General features: G+C 73.3%; 19 protein-coding genes. 5 read left to right on the top strand and 14 right to left on the bottom strand.

What is annotated here, in order from left to right:
- Window positions 1-9 precede the first annotated feature (9 nt).
- Window positions 10-198 (top strand): hypothetical protein, encoded by a 189-nt coding sequence (locus tag RF647_RS06490; protein WP_368811016.1) that lies wholly within the window; start codon window positions 10-12, stop codon window positions 196-198.
- 366 nt (window positions 199-564) lie between these two features.
- Window positions 565-1,986 (top strand): alanine racemase, encoded by a 1,422-nt coding sequence (locus RF647_RS06495; protein ID WP_368811017.1) that lies wholly within the window; start codon window positions 565-567, stop codon window positions 1,984-1,986.
- Between the two features lie 10 nt (window positions 1,987-1,996).
- Here the strand turns inward: RF647_RS06495 and RF647_RS06500 are convergent, their stop codons facing one another.
- A complete protein-coding gene (locus RF647_RS06500; RefSeq protein ID WP_368811018.1) occupies window positions 1,997-2,371 on the bottom strand; it encodes a hypothetical protein in 375 nt (124 codons plus the stop codon).
- Between the two features lie 263 nt (window positions 2,372-2,634).
- On the opposite strand from RF647_RS06500, the gene RF647_RS06505 reads away from it, so the two are divergent.
- The 3 genes from RF647_RS06505 to RF647_RS06515 all read left to right on the top strand — a co-directional run bounded on the left by RF647_RS06505 (window position 2,635) and on the right by RF647_RS06515 (window position 4,781).
- A complete protein-coding gene (locus tag RF647_RS06505) occupies window positions 2,635-3,126 on the top strand; it encodes an NfeD family protein (RefSeq protein ID WP_133410170.1) in 492 nt (163 codons plus the stop codon).
- A 64-nt stretch (window positions 3,127-3,190) separates the two neighbouring features.
- Window positions 3,191-4,306, top strand: a complete 1,116-nt coding sequence (locus tag RF647_RS06510; RefSeq protein ID WP_368811019.1) for an SPFH domain-containing protein — start codon at window positions 3,191-3,193, stop codon at window positions 4,304-4,306.
- 139 nt (window positions 4,307-4,445) lie between these two features.
- Window positions 4,446-4,781 carry an RNA polymerase-binding protein RbpA gene (locus RF647_RS06515; RefSeq protein ID WP_031283042.1) on the top strand — a complete coding sequence of 112 codons (336 nt, stop codon included), beginning with the start codon at window positions 4,446-4,448 and terminating at the stop codon, window positions 4,779-4,781.
- A gap of 84 nt (window positions 4,782-4,865) precedes the next feature.
- On the opposite strand, the gene RF647_RS06520 is transcribed toward RF647_RS06515, so the two are convergent.
- From RF647_RS06520 to arc, 13 genes are all read right to left on the bottom strand, one after another.
- Entirely contained in the window at window positions 4,866-5,603 is a 738-nt protein-coding gene (locus RF647_RS06520) for a polyprenol monophosphomannose synthase (protein ID WP_368811020.1), read from the bottom strand.
- Between the two features lie 196 nt (window positions 5,604-5,799).
- On the bottom strand, window positions 5,800-7,503 hold the full coding sequence (locus tag RF647_RS06525) for an amidohydrolase (RefSeq protein WP_368811021.1): 1,704 nt from the start codon (window positions 7,501-7,503) through the stop codon (window positions 5,800-5,802).
- Window positions 7,504-7,581: 78 nt separating this feature from the next.
- Window positions 7,582-10,419: a DEAD/DEAH box helicase gene (locus RF647_RS06530; protein ID WP_368811022.1), complete on the bottom strand. Its 2,838-nt coding sequence runs from the start codon at window positions 10,417-10,419 to the stop codon at window positions 7,582-7,584.
- A gap of 71 nt (window positions 10,420-10,490) precedes the next feature.
- Window positions 10,491-11,384: a twin-arginine translocase subunit TatC gene (gene tatC, locus RF647_RS06535; protein WP_368811023.1), complete on the bottom strand. Its 894-nt coding sequence runs from the start codon at window positions 11,382-11,384 to the stop codon at window positions 10,491-10,493.
- Between the two features lie 132 nt (window positions 11,385-11,516).
- Window positions 11,517-11,825 (bottom strand): Sec-independent protein translocase subunit TatA, encoded by a 309-nt coding sequence (gene tatA / locus RF647_RS06540; RefSeq protein WP_368811024.1) that lies wholly within the window; start codon window positions 11,823-11,825, stop codon window positions 11,517-11,519.
- Window positions 11,818-12,186, bottom strand: a complete 369-nt coding sequence (locus tag RF647_RS06545; protein ID WP_017833515.1) for a hypothetical protein — start codon at window positions 12,184-12,186, stop codon at window positions 11,818-11,820. The genes tatA and RF647_RS06545 overlap by 8 nt, the downstream gene beginning before the upstream one ends.
- A 23-nt stretch (window positions 12,187-12,209) precedes the next feature.
- The gene (locus tag RF647_RS06550; RefSeq protein ID WP_368811025.1) at window positions 12,210-14,285 is read right to left on the bottom strand and encodes a helix-turn-helix transcriptional regulator; all 2,076 of its coding nucleotides are present in this window, start codon (window positions 14,283-14,285) and stop codon (window positions 12,210-12,212) included.
- Between the two features lie 11 nt (window positions 14,286-14,296).
- Complete coding sequence (locus RF647_RS06555; protein ID WP_017833513.1) at window positions 14,297-14,692, bottom strand: FKBP-type peptidyl-prolyl cis-trans isomerase; 396 nt, start codon at window positions 14,690-14,692, stop codon at window positions 14,297-14,299.
- A 90-nt stretch (window positions 14,693-14,782) separates the two neighbouring features.
- On the bottom strand, window positions 14,783-15,742 hold the full coding sequence (locus tag RF647_RS06560; protein WP_368811026.1) for an FKBP-type peptidyl-prolyl cis-trans isomerase: 960 nt from the start codon (window positions 15,740-15,742) through the stop codon (window positions 14,783-14,785).
- A 124-nt stretch (window positions 15,743-15,866) separates the two neighbouring features.
- Complete coding sequence (gene pafA / locus RF647_RS06565; RefSeq protein ID WP_368811027.1) at window positions 15,867-17,312, bottom strand: Pup--protein ligase; 1,446 nt, start codon at window positions 17,310-17,312, stop codon at window positions 15,867-15,869.
- 5 nt (window positions 17,313-17,317) lie between these two features.
- On the bottom strand, window positions 17,318-17,527 hold the full coding sequence (locus RF647_RS06570; protein WP_368811028.1) for a ubiquitin-like protein Pup: 210 nt from the start codon (window positions 17,525-17,527) through the stop codon (window positions 17,318-17,320).
- Window positions 17,528-17,562: 35 nt separating this feature from the next.
- A complete protein-coding gene (gene dop, locus RF647_RS06575) occupies window positions 17,563-19,200 on the bottom strand; it encodes a depupylase/deamidase Dop (protein ID WP_368811029.1) in 1,638 nt (545 codons plus the stop codon).
- Entirely contained in the window at window positions 19,197-20,930 is a 1,734-nt protein-coding gene (arc, locus tag RF647_RS06580) for a proteasome ATPase (protein ID WP_368811127.1), read from the bottom strand. Before arc ends, dop begins: the two co-directional genes overlap by 4 nt.
- Window positions 20,931-20,941: the final 11 nt, after the last annotated feature.

Genomic DNA, 20,941 nt, shown 5'->3' on the forward strand with positions numbered 1-20,941 from the left:
CGGCGGGCCGTGGGCCTCTCCGCCGCCGGGCTCGTGCTGGGCGCGGTCGGGCCCGTCCTGACAGTCGTCCGACAGGACAGCGGCACCGAGCCCGCGCTCGTCGTCGTCGCGCCGGTGCTCCTCGCGCTGGGCACGATGATCGCCGGGGCGTCACCGCGCTGGTCGCATGGTTCCGCCACGGTGAGCGGTCGGTGCTAGTCCTCCTGGGCGTGCTGCCCGCGCTGCTGGCACTGTCCCTGCTGATCGGCGAGTTCGTGTTCCCGCACTAGACGCACTAGACGCACTAGACGCACTGGGCCGCAGCACCGCCACGACACGGCGGGCCGACCGTGTTCCGCTCCGAACCGGACCGGGGCCTCTCCCCTGTCGACGCCGTCAGCGTGCCGATGTCCTCGTGTTGCGCCGCCCGGCCCTCCTTTTGTGGCCACTTGTGGGGGGGATTCCCCCGTCGACCCGGCCTCAGGGGCCGGCCGCCGATACGCTCGCCGTGGCCGACCTGAATTCGCGTCGGCAAATTCTTGGTTCAAGGGGAGGACATCCGTGGGACGACGGAACACTGTGATCGTGACGGACGGCCGGGGGCGCCGGCTGGTGACCTCCGTGCTGGCCCTGTCGGTGCTGGCGCTGGCCGGCTGCGGACAGGACGAAGGCTCGGACGCGCCCCCCGCGACCTCCTCCGGATCGGTCGCCCTCTCCCCCTCGCACGGCGGTCTGCAGGGCGGGAACCTGGTCCTGGCGGACACCGGCGGGGGCACCGACGGCCCGGTCACCGTCCGCTTCGGCGAGGCGGAGGTCGAGTGCGAGTTCGACGACCGCTCCGCGCGCCACGCCTGCGTGGCCCCGGCACGAGCGACCCCGGGCACGGTGGAGGTCTCCTTCGCCTCCGGCGGGAGCGACGTCGGGGAGAAGACCGCCTATACCTACACGACGCAGGGCACGCAGGACGTCCCCCTCCTCACCGTGAACACGGAGACCGTGCGGAGCAACGCCGAGGCGATCCGGGCCGACTTCCCGTCGAACGTCCAGCTCGGCGCCGTGCTCAAGAACGGCGAGCCCGTGGACGTGTTCGGGAAGGTCATCGAGGACGCCGCCGAGGTCGACTACATCTTCGTGCCGAAGCTCGACGACGCCATCGCCCTGCGCGAGGCCGGCGTCGAGGCGAAGATCGCGGTGCTCTACGTCGCCCAGATTGAGGACATCCCGCTGCTGATGCACTACGACGTCGAGGTCGCCGCCACGGACCCCGCTTGGGTCGAGGCGGCGGAGCAGGTGCTGTCCACCACGGGAGGGACGCTGAAGGTCCACCTGTGGGTCGACACGGGGATGGGGCGCGAGGGCGTCGTGCCCGAGGAGGCGCTCCCCCTGGCCCGAGCCGTCGAGGACGCTCCGCACCTGGAGCTCGCCGGCATCGCCACGCACTTCTCCACCGTCACGGCGGAGGACAAGGACGCCATCGAGCGCAACGACACGGCCAACACCACGGTGGCCCAGAAGAACCGCTTCGACGGTGCGGTGGCCGCGATCCGGGACGCCGGCCTCGGGCAGGACGCCTTGATCCACGCGGGGGCCAGCGACGTGCTGGACCAGGAGATCGACTCCCTCTACTACGACCTGCTGCGCGTCGGCGGCATGTTCTTCGCCAGCAGCCCACCGGAGACGACCCTCTACTCCTGGACCACGGAGCTGAGCCAGGTCAAGACGCTCCCCGCGGGCTGGTGCATCGACTACGGGTGCACCGAGCCGACCACGGCACCCCAGAAGGTGGGTCTCGTCAACCACATCCCGTCCCGGGAGAACGAGCTGACCTACACGGTCGGCGGCAAGCAGGTCCCGGTGCTGCTCGACCACGGCACGGTCCTGACCCTCGACCTGTCCGAGGTGCCGGAGGCGGCCGCCGGGGACGAGGTGGCCATCGACTTCAGCGCGGAGGCCTTCCACCTGCTCGACGCCACCGCGCTGCTGCCGGTGACGACCACCGGCGGGTGACCGGCGCCGTTCAGGACCGACCGGCCGGGTCCTCGACGTCGTGGTCCAGCACGAGGTCGGCGTGGAAGTCCCGCGCCAGCTCCCGGGTGCGGGCGGCCCGGCGCGCGGAGACCTCCGGCCCGACGGTGAGGTCCACGTAGACGACGGGCCGGCCGCAGGACTCCTCGAGCCGGGCCCGCAGCACCTCTGCCCGGTCGTCGCCGGGCGCGCAGCGACCCGTGCCGAGCAGGACGAACGCGCGCTCGAAGTCGGGCTCGGCGGGAACGCCCCGCGCGATCAGGGCGGGCAGCCGGGACTGCAGCGCGGAGAGGCCGACCACGGCGGTCGCCGTCCCGGCGAGCCAGGCGCCGGCGGCGGAGACCGCCACCGAGGTGATGAGCTTCATGGATCTCCTCCTCCCGCGTGCCGGGGTCTGTGGGGGCGGACCGGCACCGGGCCGGACCGACGGACGGTGGCGTCCTGCGGTCCCCGGAGAGCCCGGTGCGACCACCGTAGAGATCCCAACGCCCCCGGAACAGCGCCTATTCCGGGGACGCCGGCCGCGGCCCGGCCGCCACGCCGCTCCAGCGTCCTGTCAGGCCCATGGGGCAGAATGGGTCCAAGGCGAGGGTGCCCTCGCGGACGCGGATCGGAAGGCCGGGGACGGACATGTGGGAGTGGCTGGTCGAGAACTCGTGGGTCCTGTGGCTGATCGTCGTGATCGCTCTGGCCGCCGTCGAGATGCTCACCCTGGACTTCCTGTTCCTGATGATGTCCGCCGCCGCGCTGCTCGCCTTCGCGGTGAGCTGGGTGACGGACAACTTCGTGCTCCAGGTGGTGACGTTCGCCCTCGCCTCGGTGCTGCTCATCTTCGTGGTGCGGCCGGTGGCCCTGCGCCGCCTCAACCGGTCCACGCCCGGGACCGCGTCCAACGCCGCCCGGCTCATCGGCCTCCCGTGCCAGGTCCTGGACCCCGTGACCGGCCGCAGCGGGCTGGTGCGCCTGGAGGGCGACACCTGGAGCGCCCGCTCCGTCACCGGCGAGCAGCTGCCCCCCGGCACCGACGTCTTCGTCCACGACATCGAGGGCGCCACCGTCCTCGTGGCCCCGTACCCCGCTCCGGCCGCCGACGGCGGGCCGGCGCCGCGCCCGTCCTTCTGACCCCCAAGACCGCACCGGCCCGGCGGGAACGCCGCCCGGAGCGGCGCCACCGAGAGAGGCACCCGTGGACCTAGCCGTCATCGTCCTGCTCGTCATCCTGGTCGTCCTGGTCTTCATCATCCTGCTGAGGTCGGTGCGGATCATCCCGCAGGCCCGGGCCGGGATCGTCGAGCGACTCGGCAAGTACCAGAGCACACTCACCCCCGGTCTGCACTTCCTCATCCCGTTCGTGGACCGTCTCCTGCCCCTCATCGACCTGCGCGAGCAGGTCCAGTCCTTCCCGGCGCAGTCCGTGATCACGGAGGACAACCTCGTGGTCGGCATCGACACGGTCGTCTACTTCCAGGTCATGGATCCGCGGGCCGCCACCTACGAGATCGTCGACTACATCCAGGCCGCCGACCAGTTGACGTCGGCGACCCTGCGCAACGTGGTGGGCGGTCTGAACCTCGAGGAGGCGCTGACCTCCCGCGACAAGATCAACGCCGAGCTGCGCGGGGTCCTGGACTCCACCACGGGGCGCTGGGGCATCCGGGTGTCGCGGGTGGACATCAAGGAGATCACTCCCCCGCCGTCCATCCAGGACTCGATGGAGAAGCAGATGCGCGCCGAGCGGGAGCGCCGCGCGGTGATCCTCACGGCCGAGGGCGACAAGCAGTCGCGGATCCTCATGGCCGAGGGCCAGCGGCAGGCGGCCATCCTGTCCGCGGAGGGCGAGGCGAAGGCCGCGATCCTGCGCGCGGACGGCGAGGCCCAGGCCATCCGGAAGGTCTTCGACTCGATCCACCGGGCCCGGCCGACCCAGAAGCTGCTGGCCTACCAGTACATCCAGACCCTGCCCAAGGTCGCCGAGGGCAGCGCCAACAAGGTGTGGATGATCCCCGCCGAGCTCGGCGACGCCCTGCGGGGCGTGGGCGACTTCCTCTCCAGGCCGGACGAGGACGGCCCGGACCGGACCTGGTCGGACGCGGACGAGATGCCGGAGCCCGAGTCCGAGGACGAGCCCCTCGTGAAGCCGGACGCCGTCCGGGTGACGGAGGAGGACCTGCAGCCCAACCTGGAGCGCACCACCGTCGACCCGGACGAGTTCACCATCCCCCGGCCCTCGACCATCGACCCCGAGGCTCCCGTGCGCCTCGACGACCCGATGCCCCCGCAGGACGGCCCGGCCGCCCGCTGACGCGGCGGGCCCGGGCCCCGGGGAACAACCCCGGGAGCCCGTGCGTTGCACCCAGCGGATCCCGGGTCCGTGCGACCCGCCGTCAGCCCGAGCGTGCGCCACTGCCGTGGCCACCGTCAGTTATGGAGGAACCACCACAATGAGCGACCGCAGCCTCAGGGGAATGCGTCTGGGCTCCCAGTCCATGGAGACCGAGGCCGGTGTCGAGCCGGCCCCGCGCCAGCGCGTCGAGTACCGCACCGCGGACGGCGAGAAGGTCACCGTCACCTTCGCGGCGGAGGCCGAGATCCCGCCGGTGTGGGTGTCGAAGACCGGCAAGGAAGCGATCATCGTCAACGGCGAGAAGCCGGTGAACCCCAACGAGAAGCACCAGCGCACGCACTGGGACATGCTCCTGGAGCGGCGCAGCACGGACGAGCTGGAGGAGATCCTCGCCCAGCGCGTCGAGTTCTACCGGGAGAAGCACGCGATCTGATCCTGTCGCCCGGCACATGCGCAGGGCCCCACCCGGTTCAGGTGGGGCCCTCCGCATGTGCCGGGCGGTGTGCCGGTCAGAGGCTCAGCGGCGGGTGAGCTTGCCCGCCAGGGTCCTGGCGCGGGCGGTGAGCCCCCACTGGGCCACGCGCACGACGGCCTCCCGGGTCACGTCCGGGCTCATCTTGGACTCGCCCTCGGCGCGCTCCACGAAGGTGATGGGCACCTCGACGACGCTCAGGCCGGCCCGCTCGGTGCGCCAGCCGAGATCGATCTGGAAGCAGTAGCCCTTGGAGTCGACGGTCTCGAGACCGATCCGCTCGAGGGTCTCGCGGCGGAAGGCGCGGTAGCCGGCGGTGATGTCGTGGATCCGGGAGCCCAGGAGCGTCCGGGCGTAGAGGTTGCCGCCGCGCGAGAGCAGCTGGCGCTGCAGGGGCCAGTTCACGGTGCGCCCGCCGGGGACGTAGCGGGAGCCGATGGCCAGGTCGGCGCCGCGCTCCACGGCGTCCAGCAGCAGCGGGAGCTGCTCGGGCTGGTGGGAGCAGTCGGCGTCCATCTCGACCAGGACGTCGTAGTCCCGGGCCAGGCCCCAGCGGAAGCCGGCGATGTACGCGGCGCCGAGGCCCTCCTTGCTGGTGCGGTGCAGGACGTGGATGTTCCCGTCCTCGACGGCCATCTCGTCGGCGAGACGGCCGGTCCCGTCCGGGCTGTTGTCGTCCACCACCAGCACGTGCCCGTCCGGGACGGCCTGGCGGAGCCGGTCCATCACGGTCGGAAGGGACTCGTGTTCGTTGTAGGTGGGGATGACGGTCAGTACGCGCACCGGGTGGTTCCTTTCGAGGTCTGCCTGCCGCACCACAGGGCAGGCTCCCTCGTCTTCGGACCAGTCCGGCCCTGAGGGGATGCCGGCCTGTTTTCTAAGGACGAGCGAGCCCACCCGGCAGCAGTTGCCCAGCCTAACCTGCCCCGCGCCTGCGACCAAGATCCGATCCGCGCGGGGCGGCCGGGCGCCCCGCGGCTCAGAACCCGGCGGAGCGGTACAGCTCGACGCCGTCAAGCACGGTCTGGCGGCACACGGGCAGGGACGCGCCGTCGAGCGCGGGGAGCAGGGGGGTGCGGGCGCGCGGGTCGGTGCTCCAGGCGGAGCCGGTCCCCTCGGCCTGCTGCACCATGAGGGCCTCGACGTCCCAGACGGCGAACGTGGCCGGGGTGCCGGGCGCGAGCTGGCCCTGCATGGGGTCGGGGTGCCGGGCGGCCCGCCACGCGCCCCGGGTGGAGGCGAGGAACGCGGCCCGCGCGGAGATCCGCTGGTCCGGGTCGTGGTGCTGGAGGCAGGCACGGACGGTCTCCCACGGGGACAGCGGCACCACGGGGGCGTCGCTGCCGAGGGCCACCGGGACCCCGGCACGGTAGAAGGAGGCCATCGGGTTCATCGCGGCCGCCCGGTCGGCCCCGAGGCGCTGCTCGTAGAGCCCGCCCGGTCCGCCCCAGGCGGCGTCGAAGCCCGGTTGCACGGACACGGTCACGGCGTGGTGGGCGAGCCGCTCGATGCCCTCCGGGTCGATCATCTCGGCGTGCTCCAGGCGGTGGCCGGCGCTGTGCAGGGCCCGCTCCCCCACAAGCGCCTCGGCGCGGTCGAGGCCGTCGAGGACGATGTCCATCCCGGCGTCCCCGATGACGTGGAAGCCGCCCTGCAGACCGGCCTCCGTGGTCGCGGCGAGGTGGGCGGCCACGGCCGCGGCGTCGAGGTAGCGGTCCCCCAGGTCGCCGGGGGCGTCGGCGTAGGGAGCGCGCAGGGCGGCGGTGCGGGAGCCCAGGGCGCCGTCGACGCACAGGTCCCCGGCGAGCCCCACGAGCGACTCCCGCCGCTCCACGGCGCGTCCGAGCAGGTCCGCCAGGGCGGTGTCGAACCGCTCCGCCACCGCCAGCGCCTCCTGGGCCGTGGCCACGAGCTCCCCCCGGTACGGCAGCACGCGGGGAGTCGCGCCCTCGGCGCCGACCCCGTGGTTGGCGAGGGCCGTCAGCCGCACGAGGTCCTCGAAGGGGGCGACCTGCTCGGCGTTGGCCTCGACGAGGGCCACGTAGCCCTGGGCCGCGGCGTGCCGCAGGGCGCGCCGGTGCAGCTCGGCGCGGCGCCCGGCGTCGAAGTCGAGGGCCGCGGCGCGCACCCGGTCGTGGGCCAGGTTCTCCACGCGGCCGTCGCCGAGCCACCCGTCGGTGCCGGCGAGGCCCAGCCGCCGGGCCAGGGACGAGGACACCACCCCGGAGTGGACGTCGATGCGGGTCAGGTAGACCTCGCGCCCGCCGGCGGCCCGGTCGAGCTCCTCCGCCGTCGGCGCCCGGCGCTCCGGCCACACGGACTCGTCCCAGCCGGAGCCGAGGACCGGGCCCGTGCTCGTGCGCGCGGCGCCGGCCACGGCGTCGAGCACCTCGTGCAGGGAGCCGACCGCCGTGAGGTCGAGGGTGGACAGCGCCAGCGCGGTCTCGGTCACGTGCACGTGGGAGTCCACGAACCCCGGGGCCAGCAGCCGCCCGTCGAGGTCTACCACGTCCATGGAGGAGTCCTGCAGGGACTGCGCCGCCTCCTCGGAGCCGACCCAGGCCACGCGGGCGCCGTCGACCAGCAGGGCCGTGGCGAAAGGGTCCGCGGGGCTGTAGACGGAGCCGTTGCGGTAGAGGACGGGACGGGCGGGGACGGGACGGGCGGGGACGGTGGTGCTCACGGGTCTCCTGTTCGGGGGCGGTGGTGCGCAGGGGTCGTGCGGGTCGGTCGTGCCGGTGGACGGGGCGGGAGGGCGCGGTCAGTCCTCGAACGCGGAGTGGGCCACCACGCCGCGGCGCACCAGCGCGATCGCGCGCTGGCACTGGGCGCGCGTGCCGGCGTCGAGCAGGTCGATCTTGGCGAGCTGGTCGAGCATGTCGATCACCTGCTTGGCCCAGCGCACGAAGTCGCCGGCGGCGAGCTCCGTGCCGGACAGGGCCGCGCTCAGGGTCGCCCCGCGCGCCCAGAGGTGCATGGCCTCCACGAGCCCGAACTCCGGCTCCGCGGTGGCCGGGAGGTGGTGCTCCTGCTCGCGGTCGGTGAGCAGGGACCAGTTGCGCACCACGGTCTGTGCGGCCCGGTCCATGGCGGCGGACGGCAGGACCGGCTGGATCCCCTGCTCCTCGCGCTTGGCCTGGTAGACGAGCAGGGTCACGAGCCCCGCGGTGGCGGCGGGGTCGAGGTCGTCGAGGAAGCCGTCGCGCAGGCTCAGGGCGAGGAGCAGGTCCCGGTCCCCGTAGATCCGCCGCAGCTGCTCGCCGGCGCGGGTCGGCCGGACCTCCCCGTCCGGGAGGGTCTCGAGGTAGCCGAAGGAGCCCAGCACCTCGGAGACGCGGTCGAAGGTCTTGGCGATCGTGTTGGTGCGGCTCTCGATCTGGCGCAGCAGCCCGTCGGTGTCCCGGCGCAGCGTCCACCAGCGCTCGGCCCAGCGGGCGTGGCTCTCGCGGTCCGAGCAGCCGTGGCAGGGGTGGCCGCGCAGGGCCTTGCGGACCTCCGTGATGCGCCGCTCGGCGGCGCTGGTGCCGCGGTCGAACTGGATGGTGTGCCCTCGGGCGCCGCCGCGCGGGGGCCGGTGCTCGTGCAGGGCGTTGCGCACGGACGAAGCGAGGTCGCGCCGCTCCTTGGGCGTCCGGCCCGTGAACTGTTTGGGGATCCGGATCCGCGAGACCGGCTCGAGGGGTCCGTCCAGGTCCTGGGCCCCCACCCGGCGCAGCTGGTGGTCGAGGGTGAGGATCGAGGGGCGGGGGTCGTCCCGGTTGGGGTCGGTGGACAGGATCACGGCGTAGCCGGCGTTGCGCCCCCGCGGGATCTCCACGACGTCCCCGGGCAGCAGGTCGTGCAGGGACGCGACGGCGTCCGAGCGCCGCTGCCGGGAGCCGGCCTTCTCCTCGGCGCGCTCCAGGTCCTTGAGCTCCCGGCGGAGGGCGGCGTACTCGGAGAAGTCCCCGAGGTGGCAGGTCATGGCCTCCTCGTAGCCCTTGAGGGACTCCTCCTGGGAGCGGACCCGGCGCGCCAGGCCCACCACGGAGCGGTCGGCCTGGAACTGAGCGAAGGAGGACTCGAGGATCTTGCGGGAGCGGTGCGCGCCGAACTGGGCCACCAGGTTCACCGACATGTTGTAGGTGGGCCGGAAGCTCGAGTTCAGGGGGTAGGTGCGCTTGGAGGCGAGTCCTGCGACGGCGTGCGGGTCCATCCCGGGCTGCCACAGCACCACGGCGTGGCCCTCGACGTCGATCCCCCGGCGCCCCGCGCGCCCGGTGAGCTGGGTGTACTCCCCCGGCGTGATGTCCACCCGGGACTCGCCGTTGAACTTGTCGAGCTTCTCGAGCACCACGGAGCGCGCCGGCATGTTGATGCCCAGGGCCAGGGTCTCCGTGGCGAAGACGGCCTTGACGAGCCCTTCGGCGAACAGCTCCTCCACGAGCTCCTTGAACGCCGGCAGCATCCCCGCGTGGTGGGCGGCCACGCCGCGCAGCAGGCCGTCGCGCCACTCGTAGAAGCCGAGGACGTTGAGGTCCGCGGCCTCGAGCGAGGCGGCGGTCTCGGCCACCCGGGCGCGGATGGTCTGCTGCTCCTTCTCGCCGGTCAGCCGGATGTCCGCGGCGACGCACTGCTGCACGGCGGCGTCGCACCCGGCGCGGGAGAAGATGAAGGTGATGACGGGCAGCAGGCCCTCGGCGTCCAGGCGGCGGATCAGCTGCGGGCGGGACACCCGGCGCGTCTCGGGGCTGGGCCGGAAGCCCTCGCCGCCGTTGCGGCGGGAGAACCGGTCCCGGGAGCGTCCCCCGGGCCCGCGGCCGCCCCGGCGGCCCCCGCGGGGGTGCTCGGCGCGGGCGAGCTGGAGCAGCTCGGGGTTGACGTCGGGCTCGTCGCTGCCGGGCCCCTCGAGCCGCTCGGCGGCCTCCTCCACCGTGGTGTCGTCCAGGAACAGGTCGAGCAGCCGCCCGCCCACCTGGACGTGCTGCCACAGCGGCACGGGCCGGTGCTCGGAGACCACCACGTCCGTGTCGCCGCGCACCGTGTCCAGCCAGGCCCCGAACTCCTCGGCGTTGGAGACGGTCGCGGACAGGGACACCAGCTGGACGCTGTCCGGCAGGTGGATGATGACCTCCTCCCACACGGCGCCCCGGAAGCGGTCCGCCAGGTAGTGCACCTCGTCCATGATCACGAAGCCCAGGTTCAGCAGGGTGGGCGAGTCCGCGTACAGCATGTTGCGCAGGACCTCGGTGGTCATCACCACGACGTCCGCCTCGGAGTTCACCGAGGTGTCGCCGGTGAGCAGGCCGACCCGCTCGGCGCCGAAGGCCCGGGAGAACTCGTGGAACTTCTGGTTGCTGAGCGCCTTGATGGGCGTGGTGTAGAAGGCCTTCTGCCCGCGGGACAGGGCCAGGTGGACGGCGAACTCCCCCACCACGGTCTTGCCGGCGCCGGTCGGCGCGGCGACGAGCACCCCCCGCCCCTCCTCGAGGGCCCCGCAGGCGGTCGTCTGGAAGTCGTCCATCTCGAACTCGAGCCGGTGCTGGAACACGGCGAGCTCGGTCCTCGCGTGGGCGGCCCGCTGCTTGGCGGCCAGGTATCGGTCGGCGTAGGAGGACATGCGTCCACCCTACTGCTCGACCCGGACGTGGACGGGTCCACCGGGGGCCCGTTCGCGACGGGCCGAGCGGGTCAGGTTCGGAACCCGCCCTCGGGGTCGTGGCCGAGACGGCCGAGCTCGTCGGCGGGGGTCGCGAGGTCGGCCGACGCCCCCGTGCCCGCCGCGAGGCGGGCCTCCTTCCGGGCCCGCCGGCGGTCGAGGAGCAGGCACAGTCCGACGGCCACGAAGAAGAGCGTGAGCAGCGGCACGGCGAGGTAGAACATGGTCATCGGGTCGGGGCCCGGGGCGGCCATCGCGGAGACGACCATCACGAGGACCACGACGATCCGCCAGCTCTTGAGCACCGTGCGCCCGGAGAGCACGCCCAGCATGTTCAGGCCCACCAGGAAGACGGGCAGCACGAAGGCGACGCCGAAGGTCAGGATCAGCTGGAGGAAGAACCGCAGGTACACGTCCGCGGAGATGAAGTTGGTCCCGCCCGTCGGGGTGAAGGCGGTGAGGGCGTAGACGGCGGTGGGCAGGGTGAGCACGGCGACCGCGACCCCGCCCAGGAAGAGCGGGACGGCCGCGGCCAGGAAGCCGACCGCGTAGCGCCGTTCGGTCCGGTGCAGGGCCGGGGTGACGAAGGCCCAGAGCTGGTAGAGCCACACGGGGCTGGCCAGGACCAGGCCGAGCACCAGGGAGACCTCGACCATGATGTTGAAGGACGAGCCCACCGCGGAGTAGTTGATGGAGGCCTCGCTGCCCTCCGCGGAGGCCAGCCGCTGCAGGGGCTCGGTGATGTAGGCCATGAACGGGATGTACAGGAAGAACCCGCCGACCATGCCCACCACGGTGGCGACCGCGGACTTGATCAGCCGGTTGCGCAGCTCCCGCAGGTGCTCGGCCAGGGCCATCTGCGCCTGCGGATTGGCCTTGCGCGCGGTCCGGCGCTTCTTCGGACCGCGGGGGGACTGCGAGGACATGGGGACCTTCGGGACTCGGGGGCCGCCCGGGGCGGCGGGGCCGGTCGGGCGGTCCGCTCCCCGGGCGGGGGCGCGGACCGGCCGGTGCGGCGGATCGGGGCGGCGGCGGACGCCGGGAGAGGGGGGCGGGGGTCAGGCCGGAGGGCGGCCGGGGTGCTGCTCGGGGTCGCGCGGGGTGTCCGTGCCGGAGGCGGTGCCGGTGGCGCCGGGGTCACGGTCGGTGGTGCCGTCCCGGCCGGGCGCCACGGCCTTGCCGTCGATGACCACGTCCGAGCCGTCCGGCTGGTCGTCCTTCTTCATCTCCTTGACCTCGGACTTGAAGATGCGCAGCGACTGGCCGAGGCTGCGGGCCATGCCCGGGAGCTTGGGCGCGCCGAACAGCAGCAGGATCACCAGCAGGATGATCAGGATCATGAAGGGGCTGTCGAAGAGCCTACCCATGGAACATTCCTTTCCGTTCAGCCCGGCGGAGGTCGCTGATCCGCTGCGGCTGGCCCATCCGGTCCTTGCGCTCGATGCGGCGTCTCAGACGGGCGGTTTCTCGTTGGTCACGGCCGACCCGGTAGTCGGCCACGGCTTGCCCCACCGGTGTGAACAGGGCCGGATCCGGGGCGGCCCGGACGGGGCGCTGCACCCCGGCGGCCGCGTCGTCCCACCGCTGGGCGAACTCCCCGGCCACCGTCTCGGTGTCCCGGAGCAGGACGAAGAAGGTCTTCACCAGCCGCCACAGCATCAGTCCGAGGAACGCCGCGCCGAGCAGGACGAGGACCGTCCACAGCAGGACCCAGGACCACCAGAGCATGCCCTCCAGTATAGGCGGGCGGATCAGGCCGGCTCGGACGCCCCGTAGGTGCCGAGCGCAGAGTTCACCCAGAGTTCCACCTGCGCCACGACGTCGTCGGGCCCGATGACCGCGAGCTGGCCGCCGTAGCGGGTGACGAGCGCGCACACGGCCTCGGCCGTCTGGAACCCGATGAGCGCGGCCTCGTGGTCCGCCGCCGGCCCGGTGCGGGCCCCGCCGGGGACCCGGACCACGGCCGTGCGGGTGGCGTGGTACTGGTCGGCGATCCACCGGCTGCGCCGGTCGGTGACGAGCACGACCTCCACGGTGTCCGGGGTGCCGGGGGCGGGCGGGGACGCGGCGGCGGCCTCCTGTGCGGCGGGGCGCTCCCCCGCCGGCCCGGCGTCCTCGACGGCGGAGATCCGGTCCAGCCGGAAGTTGCGCATCCCCTCGGAGCCGAGGCACCAGGCGCGCACGTACCAGTGGGTGTTGGAGGAGAACACCTGGACCGGGTCCACGACCCGCTCGGTGAGTTCGTCGCGGGACGGGACCACGTAGCTGATCCGGATCCGGCGGCGCTGCTCCACGGCGCGGCGCACCGCGGACATGACGTCGGCGAGGGCGGGCGCGGGCGTGTCCGTGATGGGGCGGGCGCCCACCGCGTTGGCGAGCACCCCGGCGTCCCCCGCCGCGCCTGCGACCTTCGCGATCGTGGACGCGACCGCCTCGGAGTCCCCGCCGGGCACGGTGCGCAGCGTCTGCAGCCCCACGAGCAGCGCGGAGGCCTCCGGCTGCGTGAGGCGAACGGGGTCGGAGAGCTCGTCCGCGTTGGACAGGTAGACGTGGCCGTCGTCCCAGGACGCGTCGATCAGCTGGTCCGGCATGTGCCCGGGCTTGCCGCACACGAACAGGGTGTTGAGGTCCGCGATCAGCTCCTGGTCGGTGATCCCGAACCGGCGGGCGGTCTCCTCGAGCTCCGCGCCCTGGTGGGCGTAGACCCAGCGGACGATCTCGAGCAGCCGCGAGAGGTGGTCCGCGGTGGAGAGCTTGTTGCGCGTGCCCTTGCGGGACTTGTTGTTCCAGTCGACCTGCACGCCGCGGAACCGTGCCACGGCGGACGCGGCGCTCCGCAGCCGGCGCACCACCGCGGCGCGCACCTCGGCCTGCATGGTGGGGGCGGTGCCGTCCCCGTCCCGGGGCACGACGACGCCGGGGCCCGCCGCGGCGATCTCCTCGGCGAGGATCTCGGTCTCCGCGAAGGGGATGTGCAGCCGGTCCCACCGGTCCACGCCGTCCCCGGCGCCGACGCCGGGCTCCTGCCGGGCGGCCATCCGGCGCAGCATGTGCGCGTGGCCGGGCCGGGCCAGCACCTCCACGGTGCGCGCGGGGGCGTGGGAGACCATCTGGGACAGCGACGCGTTCATGGAGAAGCCCTCGGGCGGGTCGAACTCCTTGCGGGTGACCGTGACGTCGGACATGATCCGCGACAGCCGGAACGTGCGGGAGTCCTTGCGGTCCAGGTCCCAGCCGACCACGTACCAGTTGCCGTAGCGGGAGCCGATGCCCCACGGCCGCAGCCGCCGGGTGGTGAGCTGGTCGGTGCTGCGGGCGAGGTAGTCGAAGCGGACCTCGCGGTGGCGCACCACGGCCGAGAGCAGCGGCTCGAAGGACGGCTCGTGGGCGGTGAGGGTGGGCTGCAGCAGCGGCGGGGCGTCGTCCTCCGGCAGGCCCCCGATGGCGGGCTCGAGCTTGCGCAGGGCCCGGCGGGCGAGCTCCCCGAGGGAGGCGTCCGTCCAGGCGTTGGCCGCCAGGGCGAGCACCGCGGACTCCTCCGCCGTGAACTGCAGCGGCGGCAGCGTGAACGACCCGCGCGGGATCCGGTAGCGGTGGCCGTGCGTGTCGTCGGGGAACAGGGGGTCCTCGGAGACCTCCTCGATGGGGTAGCCGAGGTCGCGCAGCTCCGCCTTGTCGCGCTCGAACATGCGCTCGAACGCCTCGTCGGACGCGGACTCCGCGTACGACGGAACGGCCTCCCGGAGCTCGGCGCGGGTGTACCCGCGTTCGCGGGAGACCAGGGCGATGAGCAGGTTGAGGAGCCGCTCCGTCGATCGGGCTGCCATCCGGTGGGTCCTCAGCGCACGTCCAGGAGGTCCACCACGAAGATCAGGGCCTCGTCCGGGCCGATGACCCCGCCGGCGCCCCTGGAGCCGTAGGCCTGGTCCGCGGGGATCTCCAGCCGGCGGCGGCCGCCGACCTTCATGCCCAGCAGGCCCTTGTCCCAGCCCTCGATGACCTGGCCGATGCCCACGGTGAAGTCGAGGGGCTGGCCGCGGTTCCAGGAGGCGTCGAACTCCTCGCCGGCGGAGAACGTCACGCCCACGTAGTGGCAGGAGATCTGCTTGCCGGGGGTCGCCTCGGCGCCGGTGCCCTCCACGAGGTCGGTGCTGACGAGCTCGGTCGGGGCCTCCCCCTCGGGGAAGTCGATCTCGGGCTTGCTGCGGTCGAGCTTGCGCTCTCCGAAGGACATGGGTGCTCCTGTTCGTCGGGTCGTCGACCGGTGGTCGTCGGGATCGGAGGGGCCTCGGGGGCCCACCGGGCCACCTTAGCCGACCGGGGGCTACTCCTCGGTCGCGGAGGGGGACGGCGAGGCGGAGGCCTCGTCCTCGGCCGGCGCCTCGGGGGTGTCCACGGCCGCCAGGATGTCGACGACGAAGAGCAGGCTGCCGGCCGGGTAGTCGGAGTCCTCGCCCAGGTCCTTCTCCGTGCCGTAGGCCTGGCCGACGGGCACGGAGAGGATCACGCGGGAGCCCTCCTTCTTGCCCTTAAGGCCCTCCTGCCAGCCCTCGATGACGTTGTCGAGCGGGAAGGACGCGGGGGCGCCGTTCTCGTAGGAGGAGTCGAAGGTCTCGCCGTCGGACCACTTGACGCCCACGTAGTGCGCGATGACGGTGTCGCCCTCGGCGACCTCCTCGCCGTCGCCCTCGATGAGGTACTCGGAGACGAGCTTCTTCGGGGCCCTGCCCTCCGGCTTCGCCACGGCCGGCACGCCCTCGTCGTTCTCGGTGATCTCCGGCAGGCCCCGGGGGCTGTCCTGCATGTCGCCCTCGATCTCGGTGGGGATCTTCCGGACGACCTCGTAGACCTCCACGGAGGTCGACTCGTCGCCGGCGGCCCCGGAGGTCTCCGGGGAGGAGTAGGCGATGATCGCGCCCTCCTTGGCGCCCACGAGCGCGTCGTACATCTCCGGGATCGACTCCTGAAGGCCCTGCTCGAGCTGGAGCACCTGGCCGGCGCCGCGGGAGTAGGTCTCGCCGATGGACGTGCCGTCGGAGCCCTTGAAGAGCGCCGCCTGCAGCAGGATGGTGTCGCCCTCGGCGAGCTCCTCCCCGTCGCCCTCGCGCAGCTCCTTCGCGCCGGCCTCCTCAGCGTTGAGCGGGGTCTCGAACGTGACGGACGGGGCCGTGCCCGGGTCCGGCTCGTTGCTGAGCTCCACGGAGTCGACGCCGGGCCCGGAGCAGCCCGTGAGGACGAGCGCCAGGGACAGGGCGGCGCCGGAGGTGGTCAGGGTCTTTCGCACGGGTGTCTTCCTCAGGGGTCGGGCCGGGTGGGGGCGGTGGGGTCGGACGGCTCGGGCCGGGACGGCGGCCAGCCTAGTGCAGGGCGCTGGGCGTTGACTGGACGGGGCGCTCCCGCGGCGCGGCTCAGACCACGGGGGCGTCCCCGTGGGCCCGCTCCGCGGTGTCGCGCTCGCCGAGGGCGGCGATCAGGGCGTCGGCCTCCGGGTGCTCCACGGCGAACGGGTCCTTGCACAGCACCGTGCGCCGGCCGCGGTCGTTGACCTTGAGGTGCACCCAGTCGACGGTGTACTCGTGCCCGGACGCGAGCACCGCCTCGATGAACCGGCCGCGCACGGCGGCCCGCGTGGCGGGCGGGGTGCGGGCGGCCTCCTGGACCCGCTCGTCCGGGACGAAGCTCGCGGCCTGTCCCCGGCGCTGCAGGAGGTTGAAGAGCCCCCGCTCCGGGGCGGTGTCGTGGTAGGCGAGGTCCAGCTGCGCCATCCGGGGCGCGGAGAGGTCCAGGCCGTCGCGGGCGGCGTAGCCGTCGAGGAGCTTCTTCTTGATCGCCCAGTCGATCTCGGTGTCGATCGCCGAGGTGTCCTGGCGGGTCACGGCGTCCAGGGCCCGCTCCCACAGGTCGAGCACCCACGGCACGCGGTCGTGGTGGGCCCCCTCGCGGTCCACGAACCGGCGCACGGACTCCAGGTGCTCGTGCTGCAGGTCCAGCGCGGAGCGGCGGGTGCCGTCGGCGAGCAGGACCGGGCGGGTGCCGCTGAGGTCGTGGGAGACCTCCCGCAGGGACCGGACGGGGTCCGCCATGGTGCGGTCGGGCAGGATCTGCCCGGCCTCGATCATCCGCAGCACGAGGTCGGTGGTCCCGATCCGCAGCGCCGTGGTGGTCTGGGACATCGTCGAGTCGCCCACGATGACGTGCAGCCGGCGGTAGTGCTCGGCGTCGGCGTGCGGCTCGTCCCGGGTGTTGATGAGGGGCCGGGAGCGCGTCGTGGCCGAGGAGGAGCCCTCCCAGATGTGGTCGGCGCGCTGGGAGAACGAGTAGCTGGGCGTCCGGGCGTCGTCGCCCATCCGGACGGCGCCGAAGTCCTCGGGCCCGGCGGGGTGCACCCTGCCGGCGCCGACGAGCAGCTGGCGGGTGACGAGGAACGGGATGAGGATCTGCACGAGCCGGGCGAACTCGGTGCGCCGGGCGATCAGGTAGTTCTCGTGCGAGCCGTAGGAGTTGCCGCGCGAGTCCACGTTGTTCTTGAACAGGTACAGCTGCCCGCCCACCCCCTGCTCCGCCAGGGCGTCCTGGGCCTGCCGCCGGAGGTCGTCGACGATCAGCTCGCCGGCCTTGTCCTGGGCGACGAGGTCCTCGAGCGTGGCGCACTCCGCGGTGGCGTACTCGGGGTGGGAGCCCACGTCCAGGTAGAGGCGCCCGCCGTTGGGCAGGAACACGTTCGAGGACCGGCCCCAGGCCACCACGGGGCGGAAGAGGGTGCGCGCGGCCTCCTCCGGGCTGAGCGGACGGGCGCCCGGGGCGCTGTGGGTGAGGCCGAACTCGGTCTCGACCCCGTAGATCCTGCGGTCCATGGGGGCTACTGGCCGCCCTTCTGGACGAAGCCCTTCACGAACTCCTCGGCGTTGGACTCGAGCACGCCGTCGATCTCGGCGAGCAGGTCGTCGGCGCTGGTGGCGCTGGTCTGGGACTGGGCGGTGGGTGCCGTGGGGGCGGGAGCTCCGGGCTCGGGGAGCTCGGACTCCTCGCGGCGCTGGGCGCCGGTGCCGAAGATGCGTTCCTGGGCCATGACGGGGTTCCTCCTGGGGATGGTGGTCGGGGTGCTCAGCTGAGGGAGCCGGTGTGCACGAGGGCGGGTCGGGCGGCGGCGAGGGCGCGGACGAGGTGCTCGGCGTCGGGTGCCGCGCTCAGCAGGGGGTCGACGTCCTCGCGGCTCAGCTCGAGCGGCTCGGGCATCGCGATCCGCGCGCCGCGGCGGACGCCGGGCAGGGTGAGCGAGACCGAGTCCCAGTTGGCCGTGAGGACGTCGTCGGGGAAGCGGGTCATCAGCCGGCCGCGGAACCACGCCCGGGTGTCGGCGGGGGGCAGGCCGACGGCGCGCTCCACCTCGTCGGCGGTGAAGAGGGTGCGCATCCGGCCGGCCGCGACCAGCCGGTGGTGCAGGCCCTTCTCCGGGCGCACGTCCGCGTACTGCAGGTCGATCAGCGTCAGGCGCGGGTCGTCCCAGGCCAGACCGTCGCGCTCCCGGTAGCCCAGCAGCAGGGCGTGCTTGGCGACCCAGTCCAGGCGGTCCGCGAGGGACAGGGGGTCCGTCTCGAGGGCGTCGAGGACCTCCGCCCACAGCTCGAGCACCTCGCGGGTGTCCGGGTCGGGGCCCCCGGTCGCGTGCTCGTGCGCCCGGGCGGCCTCGAGGTAGAGCCGCTGCAGCTGGACGCCCGTGAGCCGCCGGCCGTCCCGGAGCAGGACGGTGGCGGTCAGCCCCGGGTCGTGGCTGATCGCCTGCAGGGCGGCCACCGGGTCGGCGAGGGCGATGTCCGGGGCGGCACCGGCCTCGATCAGGCCGAGGACCAGGGAGGTGGTGCCGAACTTCAGCAGGCTCGAGGTGTGGGAGAGGTTGGCGTCGCCGATGATGACGTGCAGGCGCCGGTGGCGGGTGCGCTCGGCGTGGGGCTCGTCGCGGGTGTTGACGATGGGCCGGTGGACGGTGGTCTCGAGGCCGACCTCGCGCTCGAAGAAGTCGGCGCGCTGGCTGATCTGGAAGCCCGGGCGCCCGCCGCGGTCCCCGATGCCGACGCGACCGGCGCCGCACACCACCTGCCGGGAGGCGAAGAAGGGCAGCAGCCCGGCGGCGAGGGCGGCGAAGGGCACGGCGCGGGGCACGAGGTAGTTCTCGTGGGCGCCGTAGGAGACGGACTTGTTGTCGGTGTTGTTCTTGTAGAGGTTCACGACGTCGAGGCCGGTCGTGGCGGCGCTCGCGGCGATCGCCCGGACCGCGTCGAGGGCCACCCGGTCCCCGGCGGCGTCCCACAGGACGGCGTCGCGGGGGGTGGTGACCTCCGGGGAGGAGTACTCGGGGTGCGAGTGGTCCACATAGAGGCGGGCGCCGTTGGGCAGGACGGTGTTCATCACGACCTGGCGCCAGTCCAGGGACTCGGCGTGGGACCCGATCTCCCGGAGGGCCTCGGCGGCGACCTCCTCGGCCGTGAGCACGGGCGCGACGTCGGTGAGCTGCGAGGGGTCGGCCTGCTCGCGGGGGACGGTGAAGCCGCGGGCGTCCTCCAGGGGGGTCTCGCCGTGGTAGTCCCACCCGGCGGCGGTCCGGGACGCGCCGAGGCGGCGCCGCACGAGGGCGGCGTAGGTGGTGACCACCTGGCTGGAGAGCACGGTGGCGTTGGCGTGCGGGCTGCCGGTGGCGAGCACGCCGAACTCGGTCTCGGCGCCCATGACGCGGCGCACGCTCACGCGGGCCCCTCCCCCGGGACCGGTCCGGCCGGCGTCGGACCGGTCGGCGCCGGTCCGGCCGGGGCGTGGCGCCCGCCGGGGCCGGCCGGGTGCGGGTCGCGGTGCAGGACCACGCGCAGGTCGGTGATGGTGTCGCCGCGGCGCCCCGAGATGCGGGCCCAGTCCTCCGGGTTGGAGGTGTTGGGCAGGTCCTGCTGCTCGTGGAACTCCTCGTCCACCGCGCGGACCAGGTGGTCGCGGCCCAGGCCGCGGACCCCGGTGGTGAGCAGGTCCTTGATGGCCTGCTTCTTGGCCCGGTCCACCACGTTGCGGATGACCGCCCCGGAGGTGAAGTCGCTGAAGTAGAGGGTCTCCTCGGTGCCGTCCCGGTAGCTCAGGTGCAGGAACCGGGTGCCGGGGCTCTTCTCGTACATCCGGGCCACGGCGGCGTCCACGAGGGCGGCGACGGCCCCGGCGCGGGAGCCGGCGGCGTCGACCTCGTCCTGGCGCAGCGGCAGGTCCTCGGTGACGTAGAGCCGCAGGATCTCAGCGGCGCCCTCGGCGTCCGGGCGGTCGATGCGGATCTTCACGTCGAGCCGGCCCGGGCGCAGCACGGCGGGGTCGATCATGTCCTCGCGGTTCGTGGCGCCGATGACGATAACGTTGTCCAGGCGCTCCACGCCGTCGATCTCGGTGAGCAGCTGCGGGACGATGGTGGTCTCCACGTCCGAGGACAGCCCCGAGCCCCGGGTGCGGAACAGGGAGTCCATCTCGTCGAAGAACACGACCACGGGGATGCCGCGGGCCGCCTGCTCGCGGGCGCGCAGGAAGATGGAGCGGATCTGGCGCTCGGTCTCCCCCACGTACTTGTCCAGCAGCTCGGGGCCCTTGATGTTGAGGAAGTAGCCCAGGGCCTTCCCGCGCCCGGCGCGGTCCGCGGCTCGCTCGGCGAGGGAGCGGGCGACGGCCTTCGCGATGAGCGTCTTGCCGTTGCCGGGGGGCCCGTAGAGCAGGATGCCCTTGGGCGGGGTGAGCCCGTGCTCGCGGTAGAGCTCGGGGTGCACGAAGGGCAGCTCGACGGCGTCGCGGATCTGCTCGATCTGGGGGCCGAGGCCGCCGATGTCGTCGTAGGAGACGGCGGGGACCTCCTCGAGGACCAGCTGCTCGACGTCGGAGCGCTCGATGGGCTCGAGGGCGAAGCCGGTGCGGTGGTCGATGGACACCGCGTCTCCGATCTCCGGGCGGCTCCGGCGCAGGAGCCCGGAGAGCAGCAGGACGCGCTCCTCGTCGGAGCGTCCCACGGTGAGGACGCGGTCGTGGTCGACGATCTCCTTGACGGTGGCGATCTCGCCGGTCTGCTCGTAGTCGAGGACGGCGCCGACGGTGTAGTTCTGGTCGAGGAGGACCTGGCGGCCCGGTTCGCAGGCGGCGAAGCTCACGAGCGGGCTGAGGGCCACGCGCATGCGGCGACCGGCCACGAGGACGTCGAGCGTGCGGTCGGTGACGGCGGGACCGCTGCCCGTCTGCTCGCCGACCGGGGTGCGCCCGGGGTTGACCTGCAGCACGGTGCCCTGGCTCAGGGGCGGGACCAGGTCGTTCTCGAGGGCGCGCTTGAGCTGGGCGATCTCGGTGCGGGTCGCGTCGAGGAGCCGGACGAGCTTCTGGTTCTGGGTGCCGGCGGCGGCGAGCTGCTTGTCGAGGGCGCGCTTCTGGTCGCGCAGGATGTTGACCTGCCGCTGGGCGTTGGTCAGGGCCCGGCGGG

This window comes from Kocuria sp. CPCC 205263, assembly GCF_040981075.1.
In the GTDB taxonomy this organism is placed as follows: Bacteria; Actinomycetota; Actinomycetes; order Actinomycetales; family Micrococcaceae; genus Kocuria; species Kocuria rosea.

Coding starts and splice junctions, on each gene's coding strand:
- RF647_RS06500 (WP_368811018.1), bottom strand. CDS start 2,371: ATGAAGCTCATCACCTCGGTGGCGGTCTCCGCCGCCGGCGCCTGGCTC.
- RF647_RS06505 (WP_133410170.1), top strand. CDS start 2,635: ATGTGGGAGTGGCTGGTCGAGAACTCGTGGGTCCTGTGGCTGATCGTC.
- RF647_RS06515 (WP_031283042.1), top strand. CDS start 4,446: ATGAGCGACCGCAGCCTCAGGGGAATGCGTCTGGGCTCCCAGTCCATG.
- RF647_RS06530 (WP_368811022.1), bottom strand. CDS start 10,419: ATGTCCTCCTACGCCGACCGATACCTGGCCGCCAAGCAGCGGGCCGCC.
- tatC (WP_368811023.1), bottom strand. CDS start 11,384: ATGTCCTCGCAGTCCCCCCGCGGTCCGAAGAAGCGCCGGACCGCGCGC.
- tatA (WP_368811024.1), bottom strand. CDS start 11,825: ATGGGTAGGCTCTTCGACAGCCCCTTCATGATCCTGATCATCCTGCTG.
- RF647_RS06545 (WP_017833515.1), bottom strand. CDS start 12,186: ATGCTCTGGTGGTCCTGGGTCCTGCTGTGGACGGTCCTCGTCCTGCTC.
- RF647_RS06550 (WP_368811025.1), bottom strand. CDS start 14,285: ATGGCAGCCCGATCGACGGAGCGGCTCCTCAACCTGCTCATCGCCCTG.
- RF647_RS06555 (WP_017833513.1), bottom strand. CDS start 14,692: ATGTCCTTCGGAGAGCGCAAGCTCGACCGCAGCAAGCCCGAGATCGAC.
- pafA (WP_368811027.1), bottom strand. CDS start 17,312: ATGGACCGCAGGATCTACGGGGTCGAGACCGAGTTCGGCCTCACCCAC.
- RF647_RS06570 (WP_368811028.1), bottom strand. CDS start 17,527: ATGGCCCAGGAACGCATCTTCGGCACCGGCGCCCAGCGCCGCGAGGAG.